This window comes from Microvirga subterranea (genome assembly GCF_003350535.1).
GTDB classification, from domain to species: Bacteria; Pseudomonadota; Alphaproteobacteria; order Rhizobiales; family Beijerinckiaceae; genus Microvirga; species Microvirga subterranea.
In genome coordinates this window covers 88,778-107,973 of the sequence record NZ_QQBB01000003.1, presented here as the reverse complement: position 1 = coordinate 107,973, position 19,196 = coordinate 88,778, and the positions used below count along the sequence as shown (strand labels likewise).

The 19,196-nt window shown below is 66.5% G+C and carries 16 protein-coding genes; 8 read left to right on the top strand and 8 right to left on the bottom strand.

From position 1 onward, the window contains the following. The first annotated feature begins 1 nt into the window (after position 1). The 3 genes from rnc to DES45_RS08590 all read left to right on the top strand — a co-directional run bounded on the left by rnc (position 2) and on the right by DES45_RS08590 (position 3,556). Positions 2-712, top strand: a complete 711-nt coding sequence (gene rnc / locus DES45_RS08600; RefSeq protein WP_114769586.1) for a ribonuclease III — start codon at positions 2-4, stop codon at positions 710-712. Next, positions 699-1,613 (top strand): GTPase Era, encoded by a 915-nt coding sequence (gene era, locus DES45_RS08595; RefSeq protein WP_114769585.1) that lies wholly within the window; start codon positions 699-701, stop codon positions 1,611-1,613. Before rnc ends, era begins: the two co-directional genes overlap by 14 nt. Positions 1,614-1,783: 170 nt before the next feature. Continuing rightward, the gene (locus tag DES45_RS08590; RefSeq protein WP_114769963.1) at positions 1,784-3,556 is read left to right on the top strand and encodes an adenylate/guanylate cyclase domain-containing protein; all 1,773 of its coding nucleotides are present in this window, start codon (positions 1,784-1,786) and stop codon (positions 3,554-3,556) included. Positions 3,557-3,620: 64 nt separating this feature from the next. Here DES45_RS08590 and DES45_RS25610 read toward each other — a convergent pair whose 3' ends face one another. Beyond that, entirely contained in the window at positions 3,621-5,624 is a 2,004-nt protein-coding gene (locus tag DES45_RS25610) for an OmpA family protein (protein WP_245571623.1), read from the bottom strand. Between the two features lie 196 nt (positions 5,625-5,820). On the opposite strand from DES45_RS25610, the gene recO reads away from it, so the two are divergent. Together recO and parC are read left to right on the top strand one after the other, a co-directional pair. After that, complete coding sequence (gene recO / locus DES45_RS08575; RefSeq protein ID WP_114769582.1) at positions 5,821-6,552, top strand: DNA repair protein RecO; 732 nt, start codon at positions 5,821-5,823, stop codon at positions 6,550-6,552. A 66-nt stretch (positions 6,553-6,618) separates the two neighbouring features. After that, positions 6,619-8,865, top strand: coding sequence for a DNA topoisomerase IV subunit A (gene parC / locus DES45_RS08570; RefSeq protein WP_114769581.1), 2,247 nt, complete (start codon positions 6,619-6,621; stop codon positions 8,863-8,865). 95 nt (positions 8,866-8,960) lie between these two features. Here parC and DES45_RS08565 read toward each other — a convergent pair whose 3' ends face one another. Next, the gene (locus DES45_RS08565; protein WP_147282369.1) at positions 8,961-9,251 is read right to left on the bottom strand and encodes a hypothetical protein; all 291 of its coding nucleotides are present in this window, start codon (positions 9,249-9,251) and stop codon (positions 8,961-8,963) included. 197 nt (positions 9,252-9,448) lie between these two features. Here DES45_RS08565 and DES45_RS08560 point away from each other — a divergent pair, with 197 nt between their 5' ends. After that, on the top strand, positions 9,449-9,949 hold the full coding sequence (locus DES45_RS08560) for a cupin domain-containing protein (RefSeq protein ID WP_114769579.1): 501 nt from the start codon (positions 9,449-9,451) through the stop codon (positions 9,947-9,949). Positions 9,950-9,953: 4 nt separating this feature from the next. On the opposite strand, the gene DES45_RS08555 is transcribed toward DES45_RS08560, so the two are convergent. From DES45_RS08555 to DES45_RS08530, 6 genes are all read right to left on the bottom strand, one after another. Continuing rightward, positions 9,954-10,700 (bottom strand): arginyltransferase, encoded by a 747-nt coding sequence (locus DES45_RS08555; protein ID WP_114769578.1) that lies wholly within the window; start codon positions 10,698-10,700, stop codon positions 9,954-9,956. Positions 10,701-10,802: 102 nt separating this feature from the next. Then, positions 10,803-11,282 carry an RDD family protein gene (locus DES45_RS08550; RefSeq protein ID WP_170151434.1) on the bottom strand — a complete coding sequence of 160 codons (480 nt, stop codon included), beginning with the start codon at positions 11,280-11,282 and terminating at the stop codon, positions 10,803-10,805. Between the two features lie 10 nt (positions 11,283-11,292). Then, a complete protein-coding gene (locus tag DES45_RS08545; protein WP_114769576.1) occupies positions 11,293-12,534 on the bottom strand; it encodes a threonine ammonia-lyase in 1,242 nt (413 codons plus the stop codon). Positions 12,535-12,558: 24 nt separating this feature from the next. Beyond that, positions 12,559-13,908 (bottom strand): ABC transporter permease subunit, encoded by a 1,350-nt coding sequence (locus DES45_RS08540; protein WP_114769575.1) that lies wholly within the window; start codon positions 13,906-13,908, stop codon positions 12,559-12,561. 13 nt (positions 13,909-13,921) lie between these two features. Then, positions 13,922-14,965 carry a porphobilinogen synthase gene (gene hemB, locus DES45_RS08535; RefSeq protein WP_114769574.1) on the bottom strand — a complete coding sequence of 348 codons (1,044 nt, stop codon included), beginning with the start codon at positions 14,963-14,965 and terminating at the stop codon, positions 13,922-13,924. A 149-nt stretch (positions 14,966-15,114) separates the two neighbouring features. Next, on the bottom strand, positions 15,115-17,421 hold the full coding sequence (locus tag DES45_RS08530; RefSeq protein WP_114769573.1) for a cadherin domain-containing protein: 2,307 nt from the start codon (positions 17,419-17,421) through the stop codon (positions 15,115-15,117). Positions 17,422-17,588: 167 nt separating this feature from the next. On the opposite strand from DES45_RS08530, the gene DES45_RS08525 reads away from it, so the two are divergent. Together DES45_RS08525 and DES45_RS08520 are read left to right on the top strand one after the other, a co-directional pair. Next, entirely contained in the window at positions 17,589-18,641 is a 1,053-nt protein-coding gene (locus tag DES45_RS08525) for an enoyl-CoA hydratase/isomerase family protein (RefSeq protein ID WP_114769572.1), read from the top strand. After that, the gene (locus DES45_RS08520) at positions 18,641-19,099 is read left to right on the top strand and encodes a DUF6163 family protein (RefSeq protein WP_114769571.1); all 459 of its coding nucleotides are present in this window, start codon (positions 18,641-18,643) and stop codon (positions 19,097-19,099) included. The genes DES45_RS08525 and DES45_RS08520 overlap by 1 nt, the downstream gene beginning before the upstream one ends. The last annotated feature ends 97 nt before the right edge of the window (positions 19,100-19,196 follow it).

Below are 19,196 nucleotides of genomic sequence, written 5' to 3'. Positions count from 1 at the left end.
CGTGGCCCGACGCAGACCCAATACCGACGAACTCCTGAAGAGACTCGACTACCGCTTCGAGCGCAAGGAGCTTCTCCAGGAGGCGCTGACCCATGTCAGCGCTCCCAATGCCGGCGGTCAGAGCTATCAGCGGCTTGAATTCCTCGGCGACCGGGTTCTCGGACTCGCGATTGCCGAGATGCTCTATCAGGCCTTCCCGAGAGCGCCCGAGGGCGAGCTTTCCCGCCGCCTTGCGGAACTCGTTCGCCGGGAAAGCTGCGCGGAGATCGCCGAGGCCTGGGACGTCGGTCCCCATGTGAGGCTCGGGGCCGGCGAAGCCCTGTCGGGGGAGCGCAAGAACCAGACCATCCTGGCGGACGTCGCGGAGGCGATCATCGGAGCCGTGTTCCTCGACGGAGGCTGGGAGCCCGCCCGGGCGCTGGTCGAGCGCTCGTTCAAGGATCTCCTCCATGCCCCGCGGCGCCCCCTGCGCGACCCCAAGAGCGCCCTCCAGGAATGGGCGCAGGGGCAGGGGCTTCCGGCCCCGACCTACACGGTGGTCGAGCAGACGGGCCCCGACCATGCCCCCAAGTTCCGGATCATGGTGAAGGTGAAGGGCAAGGAGGGCGCCTTCGGGATGGGCGCCTCGAAACGGGTCGCGGAACAGGCGGCGGCGAGAAGTCTTCTCCTGCAGGAGAGGGTGTGGACGGAGGAAGAACATGGCGTCGCCTGAAGAGACCAACACCAAGGCCGGATTCGTCGCCCTGATCGGCGCCCCCAACGCGGGTAAGTCCACCCTCCTCAATTCGCTGGTCGGCTCGAAGGTGTCGATCGTATCGCGCAAGGTCCAGACCACCCGGGCGCTGGTGCGCGGCATCGCCATCGAGGGCAATGCCCAGATCGTGTTCGTCGACACGCCGGGCATCTTCAAGCCGAAGCGCCGCCTCGACCGGGCCATGGTCACCTCCGCCTGGGGCGGGGCCGCCGATGCCGACGTGATCGCGCTCCTGCTCGATGTCCGCAAGGGCATCGACGAGGAGGCCGAGGCCATCCTCGAAAAGCTGCCGGAGCTGAAGCGGCCGAAGATCCTAATCCTGAACAAGATCGACCTGATCGAGCGCTCGAAGCTGCTGGAGATGGCGGCCAAGCTCAACGAGAAGGTGCCGTTCGCCCATACCTTCATGATTTCCGCCCTGAAGGGCGACGGTCTCGACGCGCTCAAGCGCCAGCTGGCCGAGATGATGCCGGAGGGGCCCTGGCTCTATCCCGAGGACCAGATCTCGGATGCGCCCCTGCGCATGCTGGCGGCCGAGATCACCCGCGAGAAGATCTACGAGCGCCTGCACGAGGAACTGCCCTATCAGTCCACCGTCGAAACCGACCAGTGGCAGCAGCGCCCCGATGGTTCGGTCAGGATCGAACAGACGGTGTTCGTGGAGCGGGACAGCCAGCGCAAGATCGTGCTCGGCAAAGGCGGCCAGACCATCAAGGCGATCGGGCAGGCGGCCCGCAAGGAAATCGCCGAGATTGCCGAGGCCCCGGTTCACCTCTTCCTCTTCGTGAAGGTGCGGGAGAACTGGAGCGACGATCCGGAGCGCTACCGCGAGATGGGGCTGGACTTTCCCCGCGGTTGAGCTGCCAAGCTCAAAAACTACATCAAAAGTCAACTTTTGTGCACCGCGAGAGAGGCTAAGCCGGAACCCTTGGGCGTCACGGTATTTTAGCCTTTTGACTAAGTGCGGCATCCCGGCGCGCCCCGTGAGCCGCGCTGTCGATCCCGACGACGTCGTGCGGGGGGATGGACATGCCCGATCCCTACGAGCAGAAATCCCAAAGGCGCCTTGCAGCCATCATGGCTGCCGACGTGGCGGGGTACTCGGGGCTGATGTCCGTAGACGAGGAGGGAACCCTCCTGCGCCTGAGGCGGCTGAGGCGCGAGGTCGTCGCCCCGACGATCCAAGCCCATGGCGGCCGCCTGGTGAAGACCACCGGCGACGGCTTCCTGATCGAGTTCTCAAGTCCTGTCGAGGCAGTCCGGTGCGCTGTGGAGATGCAGGACGCTCTCGCGGCGATCGCGGCCGAGGATCCCGCCAGCACGCTCCAACTCCGCATCGGCCTCAATCTCTGCGACATCATCATCGACGAGGACGGGGACATCTACGGCGATGGGGTCAACGTGGCGTCGCGCCTCGAGCAGATGGCGACGCCCGGCGGGATCTGCCTCTCCGTCAAAGTCTACGATGAGGTGAAGGACAGGGTCGCGTTCGAGTTTCACGACATGGGGGAGCAGCAGGTCAGGAACATCGCCCGGCCGATCAGAGTCTACTGCCTCAAGAGGCCTCGCGAGGCGGGGGGCGAGGTGCCGCCGCAGCAGGCACTCGCCCTGCCGGATAGGCCTTCCATTGCGGTCCTGCCCTTCAACAACATGAGCGGCGGGCCCGAGCAGGAGCATTTCGCCGACGGCATCGTCGAAGACATCACCGCCGCCCTGTCGCGGGTCCGTTCGTTCTTCGTCATCGCCCGCAACTCGGCCTTCGCCTATAAGGGGCGTTCGGTGAATCTCCGCCAGATCAGCCGCGAGCTCGGCGTGCGCTACGTGCTGGAGGGAAGCGTGCGACGGTCGGGCAACCGCGTCCGCATCTCGGCGCAGCTCATCGACGCGACGACGGGCGCTCATCTCTGGGCCGACCATTACGACGGGGTGGTCGAAGACCTGTTCGATTTCCAGGACCAGATCACCGCGAGCGTGGTCGGGGCGATCCAGCCCTCGATCCGGGCAGCCGAGATCGAGCGTGCCAAGCGCAAGCGCCCGGAGAACCTCGATGCCTACGATCTCGTGATGCGGGCTCTCCCCCAGATCTGGTCCCTGGACCGGGAGAGCAACAGGGAGGCTTCCGCGTTGCTCGAAGAGGCCCTGCGCCTCGATCCGAACTACCCGCTGGCCCGGTCCCTGGCTGCCTGGTGCCACGGGCAGAGGGCCGTCTACAACTGGACCGACGATCCGAAAAGGGAGCGGCAGGAGGCCCTGCGGCAGGCTCAGGCCGCCGCGACCCTGGCCTCCGACGATCCCTTCAGCCTGAGCGTCTTGGGAGCCGCCCTCACGATCACCCGCGAATACGGCCGGGCCGGTGCGGTTCTCGAACGCGCCCTGGCGCTCGACCCAAATTCGGCCTGGGCCTGGAACAGGAGCGGATGGCTGCACAACTACCAGGATGATCCCGAGACCGCGATCAAGCATTTCGAGCGGTCGCTGCGGCTGAGCCCGTTCGATCCGATGGCGTTCAACTGCGACATGGGGATCGGCTCCGCGCACTTCATCGCGCGGCGTTACGAGGAATCCATCAAATGGCAGGAGAAGGCGCTCCTGTCCCACCCGAGCGCGGCCTGGATCCACCGCAACCTTGCCCCGGCCTACGCGCTGGCGGGCCATCCCGGGAAGGCCACCGAGAGCGTGCGGGAGCTCCTCAGGGATTATCCGGGCCTTCGGATCTCCGACGTCACAAGGGCGCTCGTCTTCAGCAAGGAAGTCCTCGATCGGGTCGCCGAGGGGCTGCGCCTGGCGGGATTGCCCGAATAAGGCACAAATTAAAGGCCCGGCGGGTGGGGATCCGCCGGGCCTGGATGTGCGTTCTCGCCAACGCTTACTGCTGGGTGTTCTGGCCCTGCAGGAGCGGCGTGATCCGGCGGATCGTCACCCGGCGGTTCTCCCGCTCCGGCCCCTGAGTGTTCACCTTCAGGTACTGCTCGCCGTACCCTTGGGTCGTGAGGTTCTCGGCCGGAATGCGGAAGCGCTCCGTGAGGATCGTCGCGACCGTCTCCGCACGACGGTCGGAGAGCGTCAGGTTGTCCTCGTCCGCGCCGACCGCGTCCGTGTGCCCTTCGATCAGGAACACCTCGTTCGGGTTGTTCTGGAGCGCCCTCTGGATCGCCTGCGCGATGCCGGTCATGGCGCCGATCTGCTCTTCAGGGAGGATCCACGAGCCGAACTCGAAGTTCACCGTGTCCAGATCGACCCGCCGCATGCGCTCGCGCAGCGGTTCGCTCCGGCGGACTTCGTCGAGGGTGTAGGCCCGCTCGATCCGTTCCACCGGCGGGGCGGTGAAGGCCTCGACCAGATCGGCCTGAGACGCACGCTCCACCTCGACGATGTATTCCTCGCGCGGAATGCTGACCCGCGGGGGCGGGAGCCGGATCACGTCCTCGCGGACATAGCCGTAGCCCGGTCGCGCCCCGCCTTGGCGCAGGTCGCCGCGGCGGTTCTCGATCAGCACGACCTCCCGTCCGGCCGGCTCGCGCCGGATACGGCGGATGAGGTTTCCGTCCTCGTCGCGGACCGTCAGGATCTCGGATCCGTCGGGCCGCCGGACGATGGTGACCTCTTCGTCGGCGCCGCGGCGCTCCACGCGAACGTCCGCGTCGCGGTAGGTGCGGCGGAACCGTTCCGTCTCGTCATGGCGGATGATGACCTGATCGCCCTCGCGGATGATGGTCCGGTTGCCGGGCTCCTCGATGATCACCCGGCGGCCGCCTTCCTCGGTCCGTTCGCGGCGCTGGTTGCGCAGATCCTCGATCCGGACGCCAGACTGGGCGTCGAAGGGCTGGCGCATGCCGCCCTGGAAGGCGCCCGGCGCAGGCTGGCCGGGAACCGGGGGAGCGGCCTGGGCCGGACCCTGCGGCCTGGGAGCCGGAGCGGGCTGGCCGGGGACAGGCTGCTGGGCGGCGGCCGGAGGCTGGGGAGCCGGGGCAGCCGGAGGTGCGGCCGTGGGAGCCGGAGGCGTCGGGGCCGGAGCACCAGGTGCCGGCTGGGGTGCCGGTGCAGGCCGGGCGGCCGCCGGCGGAGTGCCGGGAGCCGGAGGAGCTTCGGGCCGCTGACCGCGCTGACGCCCGCCGGGCGTTTCCTCGCCCGGACGCGGAGCGCCGGGTGCGGCGCGCTGGGGAGCCGCGCCGGCAGGCGGCGTGGCGGGCTCGGCCGCCGGAGCGGGCGGCGTCGGACGGGGCTGAGCGCCGGGAGCCGGTGGCGGGGCGGCTCGCGGAGAGGGCGCGGGTTCTGCAGCCGACGGGCGCCGCTGTTCGGCCGGTCGCTCCTGGGCGGCAGGCGGCTGGGCTGCAGCTGGCGGTTGAGCGGCAGCCGGGGGCTGGGTGCGGCCCGGAGCCTCTGCTGGCGGCTGGGGGCGCGACGCAGGTGGCTGGTTCGGGCGCGGCGGCTGGGCCGGGGTCGCGCCGGACGGCGGAGCAGGGCGCTCGGCCGGAGGTCCCGGCTCGCGGCGCTGGCGCGGCGCTTCGGGGGCCTCGCCGGGGGCTGCGCGGGGAGCGCGCGGGGCTTCCTCGGAATCACCGGGGCCGGCGCCGCGACGCGGGCCACGTCCCTCCGGAGCCTGCGGTCCGCCGGGCTCCTGGACGCCCGGCCGCGGGCCGCGCTCGGGCCGCTCCTGACGCTCGCCGCGACCGGGCGCGGCGCCGCCTTCGCCGTCCGGGCGCTGGCCACGTTGGCGGCCGCGGGGCGGCTGCTCTTCAGGATTGTCGGGGGAAGCCTGGGCGACGACGAGAGGCTCGAACGCCGTCACCGGCGGTTTGGCCATGCCCGGGGACGCAAGCAGCATCAACGGAATGGCGGCGCTTGAAAGAAGCAGATTGGTCACTTTCATGGTCTCGACTCGTACCCTGGCCAACATGAACATCGACAATACGAAGCTGGACGATTGGTTCCTTCGCGATGCGGCGAGGGGGTGCGGGAACGCGGGCCTAAATCGTGCCGATGACGTTGAAAAACATAGAAAAATAACGTTTGGATGCTTACATCAGACATCCTGAGTTCCATTTTGTCGCGAGCATCCGAAATCCATGCAATGGACCGATGAGGGCATCGTTGTCGGCGTCCGGAAACACGGCGAATCAAGCGTCATCCTCGAGCTGATGACGCGCGATCACGGCCGCCACCTCGGTCTGGTCCATGGCGGGCGCTCGAAGACCCTCCAGCCGGTCCTCCAGCCGGGCAACACGGTCCAGGCCACGTGGCGGGCCCGGCTCGACGAGCACCTGGGCACGTTCCAGCTCGAGGCCCTGCAGCTCAGGGCGGCGCATCTCATCGGCTCGTCGATGGCCCTCTACGGTCTCGCGACCCTGGCGCACCTGCTGCGCTATCTGCCGGAGCGAGACCCGCACCCGGCCCTCTACGAGACCCTGTCCGTCCTCGCGGACCATCTCGACGACCCGGACCTCGCGCCGGCGCTCTTCGTCCGGTTCGAGCTCGCCATCCTGGCGGAGTTTGGCTTCGGCCTCGACCTGTCCTCCTGCGCCGCAACGGGCAGCCGAGACGACCTTATCTACGTCTCGCCGAAGAGCGGGCGGGCCGTGAGCGCCGCCGCGGGCGAGCCCTACAAGGACCGGCTGCTGAAGCTGCCGGGGTTCCTGATCGGACAGATGCGCACCAACCGCCCACGTGACGAGGACATCCGGGACGGATTTGCGCTGACCGACTTCTTCCTGCATCAGAACGTCTTCGAGCCGCGGGGCCAGGCGGCTCCGGCGGAGCGGGCGCGTTTCGTCGCACTGGCGACAGCTGGGGATGAATAGCGTTTGTTTCTGTTATGTTCTCATTTCTGATGATAAGAACTGATTCGATTCTAGGGTTTTGAAGTCATGGGTAAGCCGGTCAATCCGCCGCCGAGCGGCGACATCGAGACGATCAATCTCAAGGACGCGCTGGAAGAGCGCTACCTTGCCTATGCGCTCTCGACCATCATGCACCGGGCGCTGCCGGACGCCCGCGACGGGCTGAAGCCCGTCCATCGCCGCATCCTTCACGCCATGCGCCTGCTTCGCCTCGACCCACGCTCGGCGCCGAAGAAGTGCGCCCGCGTGGTCGGCGACGTGATGGGTCAGTACCACCCGCACGGCGACCAATCGATCTACGATGCCCTCGTGCGCATGGCGCAGGACTTCGCGCAGCGTTATCCGCTGGTGGACGGGCAGGGCAATTTCGGCAACATCGACGGCGATAGCGCCGCCGCCATGCGCTACACCGAGGCACGCCTGACCGAGGTCGCCCGACTGCTGCTCGACGGCATCGACGAAGATTCGGTCGATTTCCGCGAGACCTACGACCAGACCAACGAGGAGCCGGTGGTGCTGCCGGCGGCGTTCCCGAACCTGCTGGCCAACGGCTCGCAGGGCATCGCGGTCGGCATGGCGACGTCGATTCCGTCCCACAACGTGGCGGAGCTCTGCGACGCGGCGCTCTACCTCATCGGCCACCCCAAGGCGACCTCCGACCAGCTCCTCAGCTTCGTTCCGGGTCCGGACCTGCCGACCGGCGGCATCATCGTCGACACGCCGGCTTCGATCGCCGAGACCTACCGCACCGGCCGCGGCTCCTTCCGCGTGCGCGCGCGCTGGCACAAGGAGGAGATCAAGCGCGGCGTCTGGAACATCGTCGTCACCGAGATCCCCTACGGCGTACCGAAGTCGCGCCTGATCGAGAAGATCGCGGAGCTGCTTCAGGAGAAGAAGCTGCCGCTGCTCGCCGACGTGCGCGATGAATCGGCGGAGGACATCCGCGTCGTGCTGGAGCCCCGCACCAAGTCGGTCGATCCGATCATCCTGATGGAATCCCTCTTCAAGCTCACCGAGCTGGAGAGCCGCGTTCCAATGAACGTGAACGTGCTCGCCGGCGGTAAGGTGCCGAAGGTGCTGGGCCTCGCCGAATGCCTGCGCGAATGGCTCGACCATCGCCGCGAGGTGCTCATCCGCCGTTCGAGCTTCCGGCTGGCCGCCATCGACAAGCGGTTGGAGATCTTAGGCGGCCTCCTGATCGTCTATCTCGACCTCGACCGTGTGATCAAAATCATCCGCGAGGAGGACGAGCCGCGCCAGGAGCTCATGCGCGTCTTCAAGCTCACCGACATCCAGGCGAACGCCATCCTCGACACGCGCCTGCGCAGCCTGCGCAAGCTCGAGGAGATGGAGCTCAAGCGGGAGCAGAAGAACCTGCAGGACGAGAAGGCCTCCATCGAGAGCCTGCTCGGCTCCGAAAAGGCGCAGTGGAAGGCCGTCACCACGGAGATCCGCGAGGTCCGCAAGACCTTCGGGCCGGAGACGACGCTCGGCAAGCGCCGCACCACCTTCGCCGAGGCGCCGGACACCTCCGACATCGATTTCGCGGAAGCCATGGTCGAGCGCGAGCCGATCACCGTGATCGTGTCCGAGAAGGGCTGGATCCGCGCCATGAAGGGCCATCAGGCCGATCTCTCGGCCGTGCAGTTCAAGGGCGACGACCAGCTCAAGACGGCGTTCTTCGCGGAGACGACCTCGAAGATCGTCGTGGTGGCGACGAACGGGCGCTTCTTCACGCTCGAAGCCTCGAAGCTCCCCGGCGGTCGCGGTTTCGGCGATCCGATCCGCCTGATGGTGGACCTGGAGGAGGGCGCTGACTTCATCTCCGCCTTCCCGTACCGGGCGGGCGCCAAGCTCCTCGTGGTCGGCTCGGACGGGCGCGGCTTCGTGGTGCCGACCGACGACATCGTGGCCAACACCCGCAAGGGCAAGCAGATCCTCAACCTCGACGCGCCCGCGAAGGCGGTCGTCTGCACCGAGGCGGAGGGCGACCACGTCGCGATCATCGGCGAGAACCGCAAGCTCCTGATCTTCCCGATCAAGCAGGTGCCGGAGATGACCCGCGGCAAGGGCGTGCGCCTCCAGCGCTACAAGGACGGCGGCGTCTCCGACGCCAAGGTCTTCAAGCTGAAGGAGGGCCTGACCTGGAAGGACACCTCCGGCCGGACCTGGACGGTCGCCAAGGAGGATCTCCGCGACTGGCTGGGCGACCGCACCGAAGCCGGCCGCCTGCCGCCGAAGGGCTTCCCGAAGTCCAACAAGTTCGGCCAATAGCAGCGGCCACGAATTCGGCCCGACAATGAATGCGCGATCGGCCGGTCTCCCTCGCGAGGGGGACCGGTCTTCTTTTGGGTCGTGTCGAGGAAGGCCTATGACCCGCCGGGCGGGGCGAAGAAGCAGATGATCGTCTTGGCGGACGTCTCGCACAGATGAAAGCGCCGGTCCGGCGAGAGTTTGGCGATGCCGCGCGCGATGATGCGGCCGTCCCACAGCTTCCACCCCTCCGGGGACTCGGTGACGGTTTCGCCGCTCTCCTCCCGCAGGGGATGGCAGTCCTTGTCGCTGCAGCAGGAAATCGGGTACCAGTCGTGAGCGATCGCGGTAGACGAACCCAGGGCCACCAATGTGGTCGCGAGCAACCATCGGAACGAGCGAGCCATGGCGATCTCCGTTCGGGGTAGATCATCAACGCCGAGACTTGGCCAATGTTCGGCCTTCCCGCCATCAACGCCCATGAATGGGAAGCAATCATGGCATCGGCCCGAGTTCTCCCTGGAGAGGCTAGCCTGACGCCCTCGTCCCGATCTGCGCTAGAGTAGGCCTCTTCCCTTCAGGAACGTCTCGCGGAGGAAAGCCGATGACGACGCCCGACCCCAAGCCCCTCTGGACCGCCGACGAAATCGCCGCGGCTCCGGAGGTGAATGTCAGGCACCCCTGGAACGAAAACTCGGACGTCCATATCAGGCCGCTTTCGGCCGGCGCCGGCCTCTCGCGGGTGGTGCTGTCGCTGGCGCGCGTGCCGCCGGGCAAGGAGAGCTTCGTCTACCACTCGCACGAGCGCGACGAGGAGTTCCTGTTCATCCTATCCGGCCGAGGGCGCGCGGAGATCGGGGACGAGACCTTCGAGGTCGGGCCCGGCGACTTCATGGGCTTCACGGCACCGGGCGTCGCCCATCACCTGACCAATCCCTACCAGGAGGATCTGGTCTATCTCATGGGCGGCGAGCGATCGGGGTTCGACATCGGCCACTTCCCCAAGCTCGGACGTCGCATCATCTACGCCAAGACCGGCATCCGAGCCGTCGACGAGGACAGCCTCCGGCCCATGGCCCTGGAGGACTTCATCGTAAAATCATAAAGGCCTAGTCGACCCGCACCCAGCCGGGCGCCTCCAGGCGCTCCTGCGGCGTGAAGCGGGCCTTGTAGCCCATCTTCTTCGAGCCCTCGACCCAGTAGCCGAGATAGAGATAGGGCAGGCCCATGGCCTTTGCGCGCCGAATGTGCTCAAGGATCATGAAGGTGCCGAGGCTGCGGTCCTGCTGATCCGGGTCGTAGAACGAGTAGACCATCGACAGGCCGTCGCTCATCTCGTCCGTGAGGCACACCGCGACGAGGTCACCTGCGCCCCTGCCGGTGATGCCGCTGTCGATCCCGCGACGGCGGTACTCGATCACACGGGTGTCCACATGGCTGTCCTCGATCATCATCGAGTAGTCGAGGACCGTCATGTCGGCCATGCCGCCATCGGTATGGCGGGCATCGAGGTAGCGGCGGAAGAGGGAGTACTGCTCCGAGGTCGGACGGTTCGGCATGGCGTTGCCGATCAGGTCCGCGTTCGCCTTCAGCACCCGGCGCATGTTGCCGGAGGGCTCGAACTCGTCGACCAGCACCCGGACCGACACGCAGGCGCGGCAGGCGTCGCAGGCGGGCCGGTACGCGATGGTCTGGGAGCGCCGGAAGCCGCCCTGGGTCAGGATCTCGTTGAGCTCCTTCCCGCGCCTTCCGACGATGTGGGTGAAGACCTTCCGCTCCTCCCGATTGGGCAGATAGGGACAGGCGGAAGGGGAGGTCAGGTAGAACTGCGGTGCGTCGCGCGGCTGGCTCGTCAAGCTGGATCGCCTTGTGGAGGAACCTTGGGCACAGACTCAATGCCCAAGGATAACATTGGTGCCGCTTGCGTCCAGGAAAAGAGGCGCGGTGCCGCATAATCCTTACGCGCGGATCACCATCATGTTGGTCAGCAGGTCGCGCACGAAGCGGCGGTCGTCGCGGAAGAACCCGATCAGGACGTCGCAGGCCCAGAGCAGGAACGTGGAGACCGCCACGTAGAAGAGCAGCGCATGGACGCCCGCGGCGAGCATCCCGACCGGCCTGCCGCTCGGATCGACCACCCGCAGGCCCATCATGCGCATGCCCACCGTCGCCTGGCTGGAGCCCCCGATGGTGACCGCGTTGTAGAGCACAAAGGTAAAGGCGGTCAGGGGCAGGACTACGAACAGCCCCCAGCCGAGCCCGAGGGTGAGCAGGCCGAAGATGAAGATCGCGATGCAGATCAGCACGATCCAGACCGCGACCACGCACAGGTCGATCAGATAGGCCCAGAACCGCCGGCTGATCACGCCTTCGGTCAGCCGGGCATCCACGTGGTAGGGCTGGTAGGACATCGGCGGCAGGGACGAGCGGTTCACCATGGCAGGCTCCTCAATTGGCGGCTTCGGACAGGCGGCGCGAATCGATGCGCTGCGGTGCGAGGCCATCTGCCGCCAGGGCTTCAAACACCACCAATGTATGCATTCTGTCGCGGGTTTCGATGGTGATGTCGATCGAAACTCCCTTGGCCGGCACGTCGAGGAAGAGGCGGCTGTGCGAGACCTCCAGGATGTTGGCCCCGAGGCTGCCGAGCCGGCTCGCGACGCGCCCCAGGAATCCCGGCCGGTCGTCGGAGGTGATCCGGAACGAGGCGATCCGGTCGTCCCGTTCCAGCTCTCGCACCATTACGGAAGCCAGGATGCGGGCGTCGATGTTGCCTCCGCAAAGGACGAGGCCGACCCGCTTGCCCTTGAAGCGCTCCGGCTCCGCCAGCATCGCCGCGAGGCCCGCGGCCCCGGCGCCCTCGGCCATGGTCCGCTGCAGGGTCGCGTAGGCGTTCACGGCTCGCTCGATCAGCGGCTCGTCGACCAGGACGATGTCCGGCACCAGGTCGCGCACGATCGGCAGCGGCAACTTGCCCACGGTCTTCACCGCGATGCCTTCGGCGAGGGTCGCTCCGCCGATGGGGCGGTCCTCGTGATGGATCGCGTTGTGGAAGGACGGGTAGAGGGCGGCCTCGACGCCGACGATCTCGATCGACGGCTTGAGCGCCTTGGCCGCGATGGTGATGCCCGAGATCAGCCCGCCGCCGCCGATCGGCACGATGATCTGGTCGAGATCCGGCGCGTCCTCCAGCATCTCGATCCCGATGGTGCCCTGGCCGGCCATCACGTTCGGGTCGTCGTAGGGATGGACGAACACGAGACCTTCCTCGGCAGCGATCTGCCGAGCCTTGTCGGCGGACTCGTAGAGCGTCTCGCCGTGGAGGATAACCCTCGCGCCGTAGGCGCGGGTGTTCTCGGCCTTCACCAGAGGCGCGCTCTCCGGCATCACGATGGTGGCCGGGATCCCGAGGCGCCGGGCGTGATAGGCGACGGCCTGGGCATGGTTGCCGGCCGACATGGCGATCACGCCGCGCTTGCGCTCCTCGGCCGTGAGGCTCTCGAGCTTGTTGACCGCGCCGCGCTCCTTGAACGAGCCGGTCGGCTGCATGTTCTCGTGCTTGACGCAGACCGTCGCGCCGGTGAGCTGCGACAGGCGAGGGGCGGGCACGAGGGGCGTCCTGAGGACCTGGCCCTGGATGGTCGCCGCCGCGCGTTTGACGTCGTCGATGGTGATGGCGTACTCGGCCATGCTGCCTCCGCTGGATTTTCGCCCTTAGACGGGTCGTGGTGTTGGATCCTGCGTGCCGAGCAATCCGCCCGGACGGAAGATCAGGAAGACGATCAGGGCGGCATAGAGAGCCATGTCCCGCCCTTCGATCGGTAAGTATGCCGACCAGAGGGTTTCGAACAATCCCACGGCGAACCCGCCGAGCAGCGCGCCGGGGATCGAGCCGATCCCCCCGATGATGGCGGCTATGAGGGCCTTCAGCCCGTATTGGAAGCCGCCCGCGAAGCCGAGACCCCCATACTGCGCCACGATCAGCAGCCCTGCCAGAGCCGCCATGGCGCCCGCGAGCGCCAGGGTCTGGATCAGAAGCCGCGGCCCGTCGACCCCGAACAGGGCAGCGGCGCGGGCATCGTCCGCATAGGCGCGCCAAGCGCGGCCGAATCCTGTGGATTTCATCAGCCACAGGAGCCCTAACGCTACGACAAGCCCGATTCCGGTGGTCGTCGGCGTGATGGGCGTCAGGCTGACGAGGAAATCGCCCGACCGGGCCAGCGGCCACGGCTCCGACCAGATCGGCGGCAGCCACACGGTCACCGGGCTCTGGACCAGACGCAGGTATTCCATCAGGAACAGCGACAGCCCGACGGTCGCGATCAGGCTCGGCTGGTTGCTCGGGATGCGCCCGATGGTGAAATAGCCCCCCACCGCGCTGTGGAAGGCGCCCGCGAAGAGGGCGGCGGCAAGGCCGGCCGAGAGGCCGACGAGGGGCGAGCTGATCCCGGACGCCAGCACGATGGAGGCGCCCGCGATGGTCCCTGCCGATCCGACGGCTGCCAGCTCGCCGAACGCCAGGTTGATGCGTCCGCTCAGGCCGAAGACGAGCGCATAGGCGACGGCCAGGAGGGCATAGATGGCCGTGCGCGGCAGGCTGACCAGGAGCTGCTGGAGCGAATAGGCCGCACCGGCAGGAATCTCCGCGACGGCGGCATCGAGCCGGCTTCCGGGATCGCCGGCCACGCCTTCCGGCGAGTCGATGTAGTAGTGCTTGAGGAAGTACAGGCTCGCACCGGAGATCGGGCCCCGCTCGGTGCCGATCGCAGTGAGCTCCGCCTTGTTCGGCGACAGGCCCTCTGCGGCGAACTGACAGAAAACCATCCGCTCCTGAACCGGTCTGCCGGGGTTCTCCGCCGTGTAGTCGATGACGATTGTGCGGGCCGAGGGGCCGGGCCGGACACGCTGGACTGCGATTCTCGCGCCCGGGTTCAGGGCCGGAATCGCGACCCGGCAGACCCTGGCCTGCTCTGCATCGACCATGAAGCTGCAGCCCGCCAGCAGGCACAGCGCGATGAATCCGGCTGCGATCCGCCAGAACCGGGGGAGGCCGAGGCGGATCATGCAGGGCCGGGGGTCAGGCTTGGGCCTTCAGCTTTTCGGCCACGCGCGGGGCGAAATAGGTGAGGATGCCGTCGGCTCCCGCACGCTTGAAGGCCAGGAGGCTTTCCATCATGGCCCGCTCACCGTCGATCCAGCCGTTGCCGGCGGCGGCCTGGATCATCGCGTATTCGCCGGAGACCTGATAGGCGAAGGTCGGCACCGCGAAGGTGTCCTTCACCCGGTGCACGATGTCGAGATAGGGCAGGCCGGGCTTGACCATGATCATGTCCGCGCCCTCCTCGAGGTCGAGGGCGACCTCGCGTAGTGCCTCGTCCGTGTTGGCCGGGTCCATCTGGTAGGTGCGCTTGTCGCCCACCAGAGTGGCGCTAGTGCCGATGGCGTCGCGGAACGGCCCGTAGAAGGCCGAGGCGTACTTGGCCGCATAGGCCATGATTTGCACGTCCTGGAAGCCGGCCTCGTCGAGGGCGCTGCGGATCGCGCCGACCCGTCCGTCCATCATGTCCGAGGGGGCGATCACGTCGGCGCCGGCCTCGGCCTGGATCACGGCCTGCCGTGCAAGAACCGCCACGGTCTCGTCGTTGAGGATCCGGTCGCCCTCCATGATCCCGTCATGGCCGTGGCTGGTATAGGGGTCGAGCGCCACGTCGGTGATGATGCCGACCTCGGGCACGGCCTTCTTCATCTCGCGCACGGCGCGGCACACGAGGTTGCGGGCGTTCATGGCCTCGGTTCCGGTCGGATCGCGCAAGGAAGGGTCCGTATAGGGAAAGAGCGCGATGGCCGGGATGCGCAGGGCGGCGGCCCGCTCGGCCTCCCGGACGATCTCGGGGATCGTCAGGCGCTCGACGCCCGGCATGGACGAGACGGCCTCACGGCCCGACGCGCCCTCGATCACGAAGAGGGGCCAGATCAGGTCGTCGGCGGTGAGCACGTTCTCGCGCACGAGCCGCCGCGACCACTCCGCCTTCCGGTTGCGTCGCGGCCGGTGGGACAGGCCCAGGGTCGTCGGGGCGGCATCCTGGGAGGCGGGGCGGGGAAACGGCGACAGCTTCGACATGAATCCTGATCCAGAGCCGGCCCGAACACGCCGGCGGATGCCGAAACGGTTAGCACATTTAAATTGCTCTAAGGAAGCGCGCGACGCCGCGTCCAAGGCTGCCATGCCCTGAGCGGATGGCTCCAGGGCATGGCCGGGGATGCCGAGGGTCAGACGACGAAGAAGTCGGCTGCGGTGAGCTTGAGGTTCTTGGCGAGCTTGGCTATCTCCACCGCCTTGCCGGCACCCGAGCCGTCGGCGTCGTAATACAGGATGCCCTTCTTCTTGTCGTAGACGAGGTAGTCGTCCTTGTCCTTGGCCTTGTCGGCCACCTTGAAGAACTTCTTGTTCAGCTTGGCAGGACTTGCTTCCGAGCCCTTGCCGAGCTTCTTGAAGTACTTGTTGTCGAGCCCGATCGTGTCGTCGGCCGGCGAGAAATCGGTGATGGTGTCCAGGTTCGTCTTCTTGTTCGGCTTGGTGTCGAAGACGAAGATGTCCCGCCCCGTGCTTCCCGTGAGCACGTCCTTGCCAAGCTTGCCGTAGATCCTGTCGTCTCCTGCGGTGCCGCTGATCGTCTCCCCAGCAGCCGTGCCCATGAACACATCCACGGCATCGGTGACCGTGACGGTGACGTTCTGGATGAAGGTGTCGCCACCGGCATCGGTGACCTTGATCCGCATCGTATGAGCGGCTGCGGCCTCGTAGTCGAGGGAGGCGCCGGCTTTCAGCTTCATCGTGCCGCCGACGATCTCAAAGAGAGGATGGGCGATGCTGGCGCCCTGATTGTCGACGATCGCGTAGGTGAAGGTGTCGTTCGGGTCGGGATCTGTTGCCGTCAGCGCGCCTGCGATCGTGCCCCCTGCCGCATCCTCCCGGATGGTGCCGGTCAGGGTGATAGCAGTCGGAGGTTCGTTGAGCCTGAAGTGCTGGAAGAAAACGCCGCCGGTCCCAGTGGTATCGTCGTAGGGATCCACATTGCCCGGCTGGGTACCATGGCCCTCCCAACCGACGATCCAACTGCCGTCCGCAAGAACCTTGATCTGTGCGGTATTTTGTACACTCGCCGATGTTGTTGCGACGCGTGTTTCGGGCCCGACCCGGTTCCAGTCGGCATCGAAGACCTGCTGGAAGACATCTACTTCGTCGCTCGGCTGCCTTTGCGGCGCTCCATAGTTGGTCCAGACCGCCACGATATGGCCGGTCGGTAGAAATTCAAGATCCAAACTCCAGCTCTCTCCAACAGTGGTGGTGTTGATGCGGGTTTCGCTGCCGACCTTGTTCCCGGCTGCGTCGAAGCGCTGGAAGAAGAACCCGCGGTCGGCATCCTCCTGCCCCGGCTGTGTTCCCGTTCCCGTCCAAACCAACATGAACCCACCCCCGGGAAGATCGTAGATGTCGGTTCTTGCCTGCGTGCCTGTTGTCGAGGTGGTCGCCAGCGCCTTCGTGCCTGCCGCACTGCCATCGGCGTTGAAGACCTGGTAATAGAGATCTCTTTCAGTGAAAGTCCCCTCGTGCCAGAAGGTCATCCACTTGCCGCCGGTCAGCGCATGGGGGCGGGCAGAAGGCAAGAAGGCGATGCCGGCGTCCGGCGTCAGCTCTGTTGGCCCGCCTTGCTTGGAGCCGTCGGCGTCGAAGGCCTGCTGCCAAGCTTCGTACGTGCTTCCCGCGTAGGTGTAATAGGTCACCACCCAACCTCCGTCTGCGAGGTTGGTGAAAGATGAGTACTCGGTTGAACTTGCTGCCGGCGCGTTGATCAGGGTCTCCGAGCCCAGGCGGTTCCAATTCGCGTCAAAGCGCTGGAGATACAGACCGTTATCGTCTTCCTGCCCGGGCTGTGTTCCATTTCCTTTCCAGACGACGCCGAAGGTGCCTCCGGGTAGATCGAGTACCACTAGTCGCTCCTGAGCCCCTTCCGTCGATGTATTGATCCGGCCTTCCGTGCCGATCTTGGCTCCAGCTGCATCAAAGCGCTGGTAGAAAATATCGGTGTTGGCTTCTTGTCCTGGCTGGGTGCTGGGGCCGTACCACATCGCCACGAAGCCGCCATCAGCCAGCTTCTGGGTTGTGGCCCCATAAACTTGGTTGACCGGATTGTTGACCAGGGTCTCTCCTCCGACGCGGCCATTCTCATCGAAAATCTGCATGAGCAGTCCAGGGACAGCTGAGTTCGAGGGCTGCTGTCCATACCAGAGATGGGCCCATTTGCCGCCGGGAAGCGCAATGGTCGAAGCGATGTTCTGTGATCCTGCGACCGTAGTGTTGATTCGCACTTCACCGCCGATGCGGTTCATGTTGGCGTCAAAGAGTTGCTGAAAGATGCCTTGGTCGTCCTGCTGGCCGGGCAGGGTTCCATTGCCCCTCCAAGTAGCGAGGATGCGCCCATCCGTCAGCTGGGTGTACTCTGAGACGTACTGGCTCCCCTCGACCGAGGTGTTGATGCGTGTTTCGGTGCCGATGCGGCGGACGCTGTAGGCCATAGGGGATTCTCCTATCGATAAGCCGCCTCACGGGACAGGCCTTCATGAAATGAAACGAAATAACAGTGTCATCCTGCCGTGTCGAGTGAGGCTTTACGGCATGGACAGCCCTCATTGACCGCCGCACCCCCGCCCGCTTATCCCTCATGCGAACCAAGGAGCCCGCGATGGACGAAAGCCGCGAAGCGATCTGCGAGCGTCAGGGGGAAGCGGGGGTGATCACCCTCAACCGGCCGAAGGCGCTCAATGCGCTGACCCTGACCATGGTGCGGGAGATGCGCCGGGCGCTGGAGGCCTGGGCGGCGGACCCGGCGATAACGCGGGTCGTCGTCGAGGGCGCCGGCGAGAAGGCGTTCTGCGCCGGCGGCGACATCCGCCAGCTCACCGAGATGGGGCAGGCGGGGCGGATCGAGGAGGCGCTGGCCTTCTGGCGCGAGGAGTACCAGCTCAACGCCTTCATCAAGCATTTCCCGAAGCCGTATGTCTCCCTGATCGACGGGATTGTCATGGGCGGCGGCGTCGGCGTCTCGCTTCACGGCTCCCACCGGGTCGCGGGGGAGCGCTATCTCTTCGCCATGCCGGAGGTCGGCATCGGGTTCTTCCCCGACGTCGGTGCCACCTATGCGCTGCCGCGCCTGCCGGGGCAGAGCGGCATGTATCTCGCCCTCACCGGCGAGCGGGTGAAGCGGGCCGACGCCACGATGCTGGGCCTCGCCACCCATGCGGTCGACAGCCGGGACCTTCCGGCCCTTCGCGCGGCGCTGATCGCCGGCGAGCCCGTCGAGCAGGCCCTGGCGAAAGCCTCGGCCGATCCAGGTGCCGCACCCTTCGCGGCCAACATGGATGTCGTCGATTCCTGCTTCTCTGCCGACAGCGTGGAGGCGATCCTCGCGCATCTCGACCAGGCGGCGGCCGAAGGCTCGGAGTTCGCGGCTAGGACCGTCGCCGGCGTGCGAACGAAGTCGCCAACCAGCCTATGCCTCGCGTTCGAGCAGGTCCGCCGCGGCGCGGCGCTCGATTTCGACGAAGCGATGAAGACCGAGTTCCGGATCGTGTCGCGGATCTTCGAAGGGCACGATTTCTTCGAGGGGGTGAGGGCGGTCATCGTCGACAAGGACGGACAGCCGAACTGGCGCCCGGCTTCCCTCCGTGAGGTCGACCCGGCGGTCATCGACCGGTACTTCTCCCACCTCGGGACCCACGAGCTGGAGATCGCCTGATGCTGAGGATTTCCGGCCAGAAGCCGACCGACTTCACCCGCGAGACCATTTCCGATCGCATCGAGGAGCGTCCGGCTGCGCCCAGCACCATGCGGTGGGCCTTCGCCCTGACATGGTTCATGCGCATCCTCGCGATCCTCTGGATCATGAAGGGGCTGAGCGCCTGGGCGGTCATCCTGGGCATCTGGACGCCCGCCGGCCAGTTCGAGATCCGGTCTACCGGCTATCAGGCCACGATCATCTACTTCGCGCTGATCGATCTCATCGCGGCCGTCGGATTGTGGATGGCGAGCACCTGGGGCGGCATCATGTGGCTGCTTGCGATCATGAGCCACCTCATCCTCGCGGCCTTCTTCCCCGGGATCGTTCCGACGAGCGGGGCGACCATGGCGGCCTTCGTGGCGCTGATCCTGACCTATCTCGTCCTGTCTTGGTTCGCCGCTCATCAGAGGCAGTAGGTAAGGAGCGCGGCGGAAAAGCGGGTCCCCCCTCCCTGTTCCGGGAGGCGACGTAAGGGCATTTGCAAAGTAATTCGGAAGAACAGGCCGGCGGCGG

Bases quoted from the DNA above. Each gene is read 5' to 3' on its own strand.
- era (WP_114769585.1), top strand. From the start codon at position 699: ATGGCGTCGCCTGAAGAGACCAACACCAAGGCCGGATTCGTCGCCCTG.
- DES45_RS08545 (WP_114769576.1), bottom strand. From the start codon at position 12,534: ATGGCCGAGTACGCCATCACCATCGACGACGTCAAACGCGCGGCGGCG.
- parC (WP_114769581.1), top strand. From the start codon at position 6,619: ATGGGTAAGCCGGTCAATCCGCCGCCGAGCGGCGACATCGAGACGATC.
- recO (WP_114769582.1), top strand. From the start codon at position 5,821: ATGCAATGGACCGATGAGGGCATCGTTGTCGGCGTCCGGAAACACGGC.
- hemB (WP_114769574.1), bottom strand. From the start codon at position 14,965: ATGTCGAAGCTGTCGCCGTTTCCCCGCCCCGCCTCCCAGGATGCCGCC.
- DES45_RS08590 (WP_114769963.1), top strand. From the start codon at position 1,784: ATGCCCGATCCCTACGAGCAGAAATCCCAAAGGCGCCTTGCAGCCATC.
- DES45_RS25610 (WP_245571623.1), bottom strand. From the start codon at position 5,624: ATGAAAGTGACCAATCTGCTTCTTTCAAGCGCCGCCATTCCGTTGATG.
- DES45_RS08560 (WP_114769579.1), top strand. From the start codon at position 9,449: ATGACGACGCCCGACCCCAAGCCCCTCTGGACCGCCGACGAAATCGCC.
- DES45_RS08540 (WP_114769575.1), bottom strand. From the start codon at position 13,908: ATGATCCGCCTCGGCCTCCCCCGGTTCTGGCGGATCGCAGCCGGATTC.
- DES45_RS08530 (WP_114769573.1), bottom strand. From the start codon at position 17,421: ATGGCCTACAGCGTCCGCCGCATCGGCACCGAAACACGCATCAACACC.
- DES45_RS08565 (WP_147282369.1), bottom strand. From the start codon at position 9,251: ATGGCTCGCTCGTTCCGATGGTTGCTCGCGACCACATTGGTGGCCCTG.
- DES45_RS08550 (WP_170151434.1), bottom strand. From the start codon at position 11,282: ATGGTGAACCGCTCGTCCCTGCCGCCGATGTCCTACCAGCCCTACCAC.
- DES45_RS08525 (WP_114769572.1), top strand. From the start codon at position 17,589: ATGGACGAAAGCCGCGAAGCGATCTGCGAGCGTCAGGGGGAAGCGGGG.
- DES45_RS08520 (WP_114769571.1), top strand. From the start codon at position 18,641: ATGCTGAGGATTTCCGGCCAGAAGCCGACCGACTTCACCCGCGAGACC.